Origin of the sequence: Moorena sp. SIO3H5, from assembly GCF_010692395.1 — a bacterium.
Lineage (GTDB): Bacteria > Cyanobacteriota > Cyanobacteriia > Cyanobacteriales > Coleofasciculaceae > Moorena.
This window is the reverse complement of the sequence record NZ_JAAHHS010000326.1, coordinates 1-8,885: the sequence shown is the minus strand read 5'-3', so window position 1 is coordinate 8,885 and position 8,885 is coordinate 1. Positions and strand designations below refer to the sequence as shown.

11 protein-coding genes and 1 pseudogene are annotated in these 8,885 nt (G+C 44.9%); 7 read left to right on the top strand and 5 right to left on the bottom strand.

The window, feature by feature from the left end; all coding sequences use genetic code 11:
* The 3 genes from F6K52_RS27035 to F6K52_RS27025 all read right to left on the bottom strand — a co-directional run.
* The coding region (locus F6K52_RS27035; RefSeq protein WP_293085634.1) for a heat-inducible transcriptional repressor HrcA at positions 1-719 on the bottom strand (719 nt) is incomplete at its 3' end.
* A 361-nt stretch (positions 720-1,080) separates the two neighbouring features.
* Positions 1,081-1,440 carry a rhodanese-like domain-containing protein gene (locus F6K52_RS27030; protein WP_287295237.1) on the bottom strand — a complete coding sequence of 120 codons (360 nt, stop codon included), beginning with the start codon at positions 1,438-1,440 and terminating at the stop codon, positions 1,081-1,083.
* The gene (locus tag F6K52_RS27025) at positions 1,421-1,615 is read right to left on the bottom strand and encodes a hypothetical protein (protein ID WP_293085626.1); all 195 of its coding nucleotides are present in this window, start codon (positions 1,613-1,615) and stop codon (positions 1,421-1,423) included. The genes F6K52_RS27030 and F6K52_RS27025 overlap by 20 nt, the downstream gene beginning before the upstream one ends.
* Before the next feature lie 303 nt (positions 1,616-1,918).
* Here F6K52_RS27025 and F6K52_RS27020 point away from each other — a divergent pair, with 303 nt between their 5' ends.
* Together F6K52_RS27020 and cysE are read left to right on the top strand one after the other, a co-directional pair.
* A complete protein-coding gene (locus F6K52_RS27020; protein WP_293085622.1) occupies positions 1,919-2,386 on the top strand; it encodes a hypothetical protein in 468 nt (155 codons plus the stop codon).
* A 110-nt stretch (positions 2,387-2,496) separates the two neighbouring features.
* The gene (cysE, locus tag F6K52_RS27015; protein ID WP_293085619.1) at positions 2,497-3,261 is read left to right on the top strand and encodes a serine O-acetyltransferase; all 765 of its coding nucleotides are present in this window, start codon (positions 2,497-2,499) and stop codon (positions 3,259-3,261) included.
* Between the two features lie 82 nt (positions 3,262-3,343).
* Here the strand turns inward: cysE and F6K52_RS27010 are convergent, their stop codons facing one another.
* Positions 3,344-3,928: an Npun_F5749 family FMN-dependent PPOX-type flavoprotein gene (locus tag F6K52_RS27010; RefSeq protein ID WP_293085616.1), complete on the bottom strand. Its 585-nt coding sequence runs from the start codon at positions 3,926-3,928 to the stop codon at positions 3,344-3,346.
* Positions 3,929-4,095: 167 nt separating this feature from the next.
* On the opposite strand from F6K52_RS27010, the gene F6K52_RS27005 reads away from it, so the two are divergent.
* Positions 4,096-4,314, top strand: coding sequence for a hypothetical protein (locus F6K52_RS27005; protein WP_293085637.1), 219 nt, complete (start codon positions 4,096-4,098; stop codon positions 4,312-4,314).
* A 328-nt stretch (positions 4,315-4,642) separates the two neighbouring features.
* The gene (locus F6K52_RS27000) at positions 4,643-4,927 is read left to right on the top strand and encodes an RNA-binding protein (protein WP_293085613.1); all 285 of its coding nucleotides are present in this window, start codon (positions 4,643-4,645) and stop codon (positions 4,925-4,927) included.
* Positions 4,928-5,090: 163 nt separating this feature from the next.
* Here F6K52_RS27000 and F6K52_RS26995 read toward each other — a convergent pair whose 3' ends face one another.
* Positions 5,091-6,173, bottom strand: coding sequence for an ATP-dependent 6-phosphofructokinase (locus tag F6K52_RS26995; RefSeq protein WP_293085610.1), 1,083 nt, complete (start codon positions 6,171-6,173; stop codon positions 5,091-5,093).
* 244 nt (positions 6,174-6,417) lie between these two features.
* Between F6K52_RS26995 and fbp the strand changes: the two genes are divergently transcribed.
* The 3 genes and pseudogenes from fbp to tal form a co-directional block, all read left to right on the top strand.
* A complete protein-coding gene (gene fbp / locus F6K52_RS26990; protein WP_293085607.1) occupies positions 6,418-7,497 on the top strand; it encodes a class 1 fructose-bisphosphatase in 1,080 nt (359 codons plus the stop codon).
* 223 nt (positions 7,498-7,720) lie between these two features.
* Positions 7,721-7,915, top strand: coding sequence for a hypothetical protein (locus F6K52_RS26985; RefSeq protein ID WP_293085604.1), 195 nt, complete (start codon positions 7,721-7,723; stop codon positions 7,913-7,915).
* A 25-nt stretch (positions 7,916-7,940) separates the two neighbouring features.
* Positions 7,941-8,882, top strand: a pseudogene (gene tal / locus F6K52_RS26980) (transaldolase); the annotation flags it as partial.
* Positions 8,883-8,885: the final 3 nt, after the last annotated feature.

Below are 8,885 nucleotides of genomic sequence, written 5' to 3'. Positions count from 1 at the left end.
TCAGTGCGACGGGTCAACTCAGTTAATAAATTGCTTAAAAAATCCGCATAGCGGACAAATTCTCGGTCTAATTCACTCCAATCTAATTTCTCCAATTCCGTGAGAGTTCGCCCTCGCAGCTTACTATTCAAAAAGTTAGATAATATTTTTAACTCCCGCTCCACAATCGACTCATCAACGGTATTATCATCCTCTGAGTGGGGCAGATTCATCAATACCGACTGAGTTTCATAACTATCGGTAACTATAATCAACATCACCTGCCCTAGCTCTAGGTGCATCAACTGTAGATGGCGGAGGCGAGTAGTGCGATTGTCAGGGAAAGTAATTAAAGCAATATATCCACTGACCGTTGCCAGAATTTGAGCAGCATCCCTTAGCAATACCTCAAACTTAGCTTCCTCCCAGTTCAACTTGTCTGCCAGTAAATTTTCAACATACTGACTCAAGGTTTCTGACGGTTGAATCAGCTGGTCAACATAGGTTCGATAACCTGAATCAGAAGGAACCCTACCTGCAGAGGTATGGGGTTGATATAGTAGTCCAACTTTTTCCAACATACTCATGCAAGAGCGAATCGTCGCTGGACTCACACTCAGGTCATATTCTTGGACCAAGGCTTTAGAACCAACCGGTTCCGCCGTGGCAATATAGTGACGAATAGTCGCCCAGAGAATATGTTGTTGCCGACTTGTTAAACTTAGTTGTTGGCGAGACATTTTGAACCAAAGCTGAACTTCATTTTAAAGGGAAAAAAGTCTAGATTAGAGGGAGGAGTTACCATTAAGGTGATCAAACATACTAATAATGGAATGTTGCCTAAAAGCTGGGTTTAGTTAAGCCTGCTTTAGTCCAAAACAGTAGGGCTGATAATTAGATATCCCAATCAATCACCAAAAATCAGGGTTGGTTTTGGTGAAAGTTGGAAGTATCTGGGATTTATCCATAGCTATGGCAGCTTCTGCTCACCCAAGTATTAAGTTGGTTATTAATACATTTTATCTAAAAATATTTGCTGTAAGAACATTTGTTCTAAGATAGCAGAATCTACTCATAGCCGTAGTTAGCAGTGACCTGCAATTAGTAACGAGGAATGCTATGATCAACTATGATTGAGTATGCGTCAATACCCCCAGCTACATTCTTGACATTCGTGAACCCCTGACTGATTAACCACTGACACATCTGAGCCGAGCGCATACCATGATGGCACATAACCATGGTTTCGGCTGTGGGATCAAAGCGAGTAGAGATTTCCCCAGACCACTGAGCAAATTCACTCAAAGGCAGAATTTCAAACCCTTCTATAGAAGCGATCGCAACTTCTTGCCGTTCTCGGACATCAATAAGCTGTAACTGCTCCGGGGAATCTGCCATCTGCCTTGCCAGTTGTTCAACACTGATTTCAACAAGAGGTTGATCAAACGATTGAGCGACCATAGGACGGAAATAGCTGTAACGCGCTTGTTTTCTTAGTTTTGACCTTTATTCTATACCAAAGGGAACAGGGAACAGGGAACAGGGAACAGGGAACAGGGAACAGGGAGTAGGGAGCAGGGAGCAGGGAGCAGGGAGCAGGGAATAGGGAATAGGGAAAAAATAATGTATATCTCATGAGTCCTATAAACGCTATAGTTAGAGATTTTACAGAATTGAAAGTTTTGGCATTTGTCCATCTAAGTATTCAGGTATTGGCTGATAGCTGATAGCTGATAGCTGATAGCTAATTGCTAAAGAATAAATTAACGACAAAGGTATCAATTAATAATCAATGTGGCAGATAGCATAGTGTCACAGGTGTTCCTATTGAACAACAGAGGTTTACAGGAAAATATAAGTAAGTACTGTAATTGTTTAGAGTTGACTCGTACTCAAATAGGGAGGAAATAGTAACAACTAGTCTTAGGAGGGTTTTGCAATGGTGCGACAAGGTGTTAGAGGAGTCATAGCTTTAATAGTAGCCCTCTGTTCTATGCCCGTTTTATCCCAGACAGCGAATTTTGCTTCTTTAAACTTATCACCTGGTTTTTCCCCAAGTCAGGGACAAGTCAGTGGTCATACCGGTGGTGCTTACTCGTTGTCATCGATTGCAAATAGCGATCGCAACAATGATCCCTGTATCGGTTTTGGAGACCCTACTCCAGATCACCTGATGGTTTTGGAAGCAAATTTTTCCAGTTTAACTATAGGGGTCAACACAGGGGGAAACGATACTACTTTACTAATTCAGTTTCCCAACAATCAGATCCTTTGTGGGGATGATACAGGTTCTAAAAAAGATGCCAGCATAACCGCACAAAATTGGCCAGCTGGCACATACCAAATCTGGGTCGGTGCCTTTGAGGGAGGACAACGGTGGGATTACACCCTGACCGCTCAAGAGTAACCAGCAACAGATGCGGAACTTTCATCAGGGGGTTTCTTCAACTCGCTATTACATCAAGACACGGTAAACTAGTTAGTAATTTGTTCAAGCATTAATTATGGTGACCCCTAGTGCTATCTGCCCTGATTGCTGACTTCCGTATTATCTTTGAGCGTGACCCAGCTGCTCGGAACTGGCTGGAGGTTTTGTTCTGCTACCCCGGTCTACAGGCTCTGCTGTTCCATCGCTGTTGTCACTGGTTACATGTGATTGGGATTCCATTAATTCCTCGACTGCTCAGTCAGTTATCCCGATTTGTTACAGGTATTGAAATTCATCCGGGTGCCACAATTGGTCATGGTGTCTTTATCGACCACGGTATGGGTGTGGTGATTGGAGAAACCGCCATTGTGGGAGACTACTGTCTAATCTATCAAGGTGTTACCCTAGGCGGTACTGGCAAGGAAAGTGGCAAGCGCCACCCTACTCTAGGAGAAAATGCGGTGGTGGGAGCTGGTGCTAAGGTACTAGGGAATATCCAAATTGGTAATAATGTCCGCATTGGTGCTGGCTCAGTGGTCTTGCGAGAAGTTCCTTCCGATTGTACTGTGGTCGGTATACCAGGTCGGATTGTCTATCGTTCCGGTGTGCGAGTCAATCCCCTTGAACATGGTAGCTTGCCTGACTCAGAAGCCAAGGTAATTCGAGCGTTAGTAGACCGGATTGAGTCTCTAGAACAACAGCTACAAGAATTAGCTCAGCAAAGATCTTCAATGGCATCAATGATATCTGATCACTCTTCAACACTTGATGCTCCAGAGAAGGGGGCTAATGCCCCATGTTGTGATATCAAGGATAAAGAAATTCGGCAGTTTTTGGATAGTTATGGGATTTGATCTAGTAGTTGAATGTTAGCAGGTTAAAGGTTGAAGGTTGTCCCTGCCGTTCCCCACAGAAAAACTTGGTGTGACCCCGAAGCTAAGGATTAACAGCTTTTTGAAACCACTCGCCAGAACTGTCTTGGTAGTAAAGCCATCGGTTTTGGGGGAAACCCTGCAACGCTAGGTGATCCACCTTGACTGGTTCGAGCAATAATAGGCAAAAATTTGGCAAAGGCTGATCTAGGGCAGGTGGTGGTGGGGAAAAGGCTTGTGGATCTGCTACTCTAGCAACACCAGGATCAGGCCAAGCAAATTGTAAACGAGCTGCATCGGAAAGATTTTGCCAAGTCTGTTGGCGGACTTGTTTAAGTCCTTCGTCGGGATAATCAGCAGTGATCAGGGTCAACTGGCCTGCTAAACGAAATTGTTCGCGAGTGTTGGGAAAGTACCAACAAACTTCTCCCCAGGGATGATGATTAATATCGTGAATTTTCTGGCTACGGGTATCGGTAATAACTTTGAGTTGGTTGGAGTTGTCCAAAAAACCCCGAAAAACTACGGTGCGGTTAGCAGGATAGCCCTTGGGGTCAACGGTTGCCAGTTGAAAGTAACGAGCATAAGCTAGGCTCCGATTTCGGTGGAGTGCGCGAGCTAGGGGCGATCGCCAAAGAGCAATAGGCATTTTTTTTGAGACATAGCCCAAAAAATAGCGCAAATTTAGGGTAGATTCAAGCTCAGGATGGAACCAAGCCCCAAGTTGGCTGACTAAACGCTAGAATCCCAATTAGAATCCCAATTTGATCAGCCATACAACTATTGGCAGCACAACCAGCATCAGGAGATCAACTCATGTTCCTTAATGAACTGACACCAATTTTTGAAGAATTTACTCAGCAGCCTGTGGCTTTTTTGGGCGGATTTGTTTCAGGAGTGTTCCGCCTGAATCTCTCAGATGATCCTCTCAAAAGTTGGTTAGAGGATCAAAATGGCTCTGAGATATACAAAGATGGTCATAACAGAAGCGAAAATGATAAAAATAAAGGTCCGCAGTCTATTTCCATTGATTAAGAGCTAATTCAATTATATTTAGCGTGGTTGTTTGGGGTCTAATTGGTGCTTAAGCACCACCCCAATACATTTTTTTGATGAATTATTAAATACTGTCAACTAGACAACCACTGATAATCCCGTAAGTGAGCTATCATGAAACGGTATTCACAAGTTCAGTGGATTCCTTTGGTAAAACTTTGATTGTGCTTCCCCCCCCTGAGGTGGTTGCCCACTGTCGAAATTTACCACTGGTTCTTCAGACATGACCGTGAGCAACCAAAATACGTTGTACTCCGTTCTTCTGTGCCTCTGAACTTTAGTTCTATGTTCTGCCTCATCGATCGACATGACCATTTACGTCGGAAACCTGTCCTATCAAGCCACCGAAGACGACTTAAAAACAGTTTTTGGAGACTACGGCACCGTTAAAAGAGTTGTTATGCCCACAGACCGTGAAACCGGCAAAATGCGCGGGTTTGCCTTTGTGGAAATGACAGAATCAGACCAAGAAGACTCAGCTATATCTCAGTTGGATGGTGCTGAGTGGATGGGACGTAGAATCAGGGTCAATAAAGCCAGACCTCGGGAAAATAATAATCGTAACACTCAACGGCGCAATAATTCCTGGTAGTTGGTAATAAGCTGTTGAACATTTAATTGGTACAACTGATTAAGTGTTCAGAATTTGACCATTGACCATTGACCGTTGACCGTTGACCGTTGACCGTTGACCACTACCAGTCAACAGTCAACAAGATTCATGTACTTAAAACGTTCATAATCTTAAATACAGTCTAATCTCCTAGACAAATACCCAATCCTCTAGCCGTTCTCACCAAAGTGCCGTTGGGATTGACGGCTTGATAATGCTTAATCGTTTCCCCAATAGGTACACTGACAACCTGACGATATTGCCATGTAACCATCTGGTCATATCGTTCATTGGCGATTAAGTCAACTGCTGCGACACCAAAGGCTGAGGCAATTAAGCGATCAAGGGGTGAAGGAGTGGCACCCCGCTGGGTGTGTCCAAGAACTGTAACTCGCGTTTCCGCTCCAATAGAATTACAAATCTCTTGGGCTAGATATTGGCCAATGCCACCTAATCGACATTCACCAAACCCCACATTACTCTGAAGCACCTCACCGCTGGCAGTGCGAACCGCCTCGGAAACTACTATTAAACAGAAGTTTCGCCCCTGCTCCTGAAGTTGCTTAATTTTATGGCAGACATTGTCAAGAGTATAAGGAATTTCTGGAATCAGAATAACGTCAGCCCCTCCTGCAATGCCAGCACTGATAGCAATGTGACCAGCATCACGCCCCATCACTTCCAAAATCATCACCCGGTCATGGCTAGCCGCAGTGAAGTGTAAGCGGTCTAGAGCTTCGGTGGCAATGTTAACGGCAGTGTCAAACCCAATAGAGCGTTCGGTAATGGCAACGTCATTATCGATAGTCTTGGGTATACCTACCAATTTCATCCCCCCTTGTTGGGCAAGTTTGCGCAAAATAGCCAAACTGCCATCACCCCCAATACCAATTAGACCGTCTAGACCCAGTTGGTGATAGCCATCAGCAATATCACTGCTGCGATCGCATAGCGTACCATCTGGCATCGGAAAAGCAAAGGGGTCGCCTTTGTTAGTAGTGCCAAGCATTGTACCACCCATAGTCAAGATCCGATCAACCTTGTCCAAAGTTAGGTTAATCGCTTGAGGCGGATTTTGCATCAACCCCTGAGTAGCCCGACAGATGCCAAGCACCTCCCAGTTGTAAGTAGCCACAGCTCGGTGAGTCACAGCTCGAATCACCGCATTGAGACCAGCACAATCTCCACCACTGGTGAGAATGCCAATGCGTTTAGTTTCTCCCATAATCTCCGTTTAAGGTTGCAATGCCTATGTTCAGATCAATTTGACCTCAGGTATAGGCTCCAAGACAAGAAAAATGGTGTGAAGATTTGATTTCTGTATTTCTTCTAAAGTTATTAAGCATCATCAAAAATGCCTCCCTAAGATAGAAAGTGAAGAGGACTAGGCACTGGGCCAATCGGTACTCTTGCGAACACCAACATCTCTGACAAACCAAGTGCCCTAAAACCTAGGGAGGACAAAAATTATGGCAGAGGGAGCTGAACCTAGAACTCAAGAAAGAGCCCTGGATCGGGATTGTAAAACCTTATCCCGTCACGTTTTCGAGCAACTCCAAAGTTTTTCCATGGAGGCACAAGACCTAAGTGCCCTCATGAATCGCATCGCCCTAGCTGCTAAGCTAATTGCTCAACGCATGAGCCGAGCTGGTTTGATGGAAGGGGTGTTAGGATTCACGGGTGAAGTCAATGTGCAGGGTGAATCTGTAAAAAGGATGGATCTCTATGCCAATGATGTCTTCATCTCAGTATTTAAGCAAAGTGGTCTCGTCTGTCGCTTGGCCTCCGAGGAAATGGAAAAACCCTACTATATCCCGGAGAATTGCCCAATTGGACGTTACACTCTGCTGTATGACCCCATTGATGGTTCCTCCAATATCGACACTAACTTGAATGTTGGTTCGATTTTTTCGATTCGTAAGCAAGAAGGAGAGGATCTAGATGGGGAAGCCCGTGATCTTCTCCAAAACGGGCGTAAGCAAATTGCTGCTGGCTACGTTCTCTATGGTCCTAGCACAATGCTGGTGTATTCCATCGGCACGGGTGTTCATGCCTTCACCCTCGATCCAAGCTTGGGAGAGTTTATCCTGTCGAAGGAAAACATTCAGGTGCCAGAACATGGCCCAGTGTATAGCACCAATGAAGGAAACTTCTGGCAGTGGGAAGAATCCATACGGGACTATATTCGCTATGTCCATCGCCATGAAGGCTATACCGCTCGCTATGGCGGGGCATTAGTGGGAGATTTTCACCGCATCTTGTATCAGGGCGGCGTATTTCTTTATCCCGGTACTGTTAAGAAACCAGAAGGGAAGTTGCGTCTACTATACGAATCTTCTCCCCTAGCCTTTTTGATAGAACAAGCCGGAGGCGCTGCCAGTACAGGTACCGAAGACGTTTTGGATACTGTGCCAAAAACCCTCCATGCTCGTACTCCATTAATTATTGGTAGCAAAGAGGATGTAGCGTTGGTCAAGTCTTTCATAGAGGAAAAGGCAAGGCAGGCGCAAGAAAAGTTGGAAGTGGCAGGGTCGGTAGATCAGGGTTAAAAGGTTGAAGGTTGGTTGGTGGAAGGTTAACCGGTGGAAGGTTAACTGGTGGAAGGTTAACTGGTGGAAGGTTAACTGGTTGAAGATGGCTTTAAAAACCTCTGGGGTAAGACCAAAGCTATTCTGTGACAAGGGCTTAGCCCAAGTCTAACCAACCGTCAAGCCAATAACTTTCAAGCAATCAACTAACCCTACACCGAACCCCAAAGCCCAACAACCAACCTTGGCCTATTGGCCACGCTACGCGAACAACCAACTAACCTTCAACCAACCAACCTTCAACCAACCAACCTTCAACCAACCAACCTTCAACCAACCAACCTTCAACCAACCAACCTTCAACCAACTAACCTTCAACCAACCAACCTTCAACCAACCAACCTTAGCCTTTCGACTACGCTACGCGAACAACCATTGACAAATAACAAGTAAGGAGTTAACCAATGACAACGACAGCAGATAATCCAATTTTTCAGATTGAAAAAAATTATGGTCAGAGTATCTGGATGGATAATCTGAGCCGCACGCTGATTGAGTCTGGAGAACTCAAAGAACTGATTCAAACCCGGGGAATTTGTGGGATCACTTCAAACCCAGCAATTTTTGAAAAAGCGATCGCAGGCAATGCCATCTACGATACCGATATCGAAGCCGGTATTCGTGCCGAGAAGTCGGTGATGGAAATTTACGAATCCCTGGTATTTGAAGACATTTCTAATGCTTGTGATATCTTCAAACCTGTCTACGACGAAACCAATGGGTTAGATGGTTACGTCAGCATTGAAGTCCCACCCACTATCGCTAAAGATACTCAAAGCACGATTTCCGAAGCCCAACGCTATTACAAAGCTATTGGTAGGGAAAACGTGATGATTAAGATTCCCGGTACCCCAGAAGGCTTACCCGCAGTAGAGCAAGCTATCAGTGAAGGTATCAACGTTAATGTTACCTTGCTCTTCTCTGTAGAAAGCTACGTTGAAACATTCTGGGCTTATATCCGGGGTTTAGAAAAACGAGCGGCAGAAGGGAAAGATATTAGTAATATTGCTTCTGTAGCTAGTTTCTTCCTCAGCCGCATTGATAGCAAAGTGGATGCAAAATTGGAGGAAAAAAGTGCAGGTGTCGATGACCCCAATTTGACAGCGAAGCTAAAGGGAATTGAAGGCAAAGTTGCGATCGCTAACGCTAAAATTGCCTACCAGAAGTACAAAGAAATTATCCAAAGCGATCGCTGGAAAGCTCTATCAGCAAAAGGTGCGCAGGTACAGCGGTTATTGTGGGCAAGCACCAGCACCAAAAACCCTGCCTACAGCGATGTGATGTATGTCGATGAACTCATTGGACCGAATACTGTCAACACCCTGCCTCCCAATACCATCGAAGCTTGA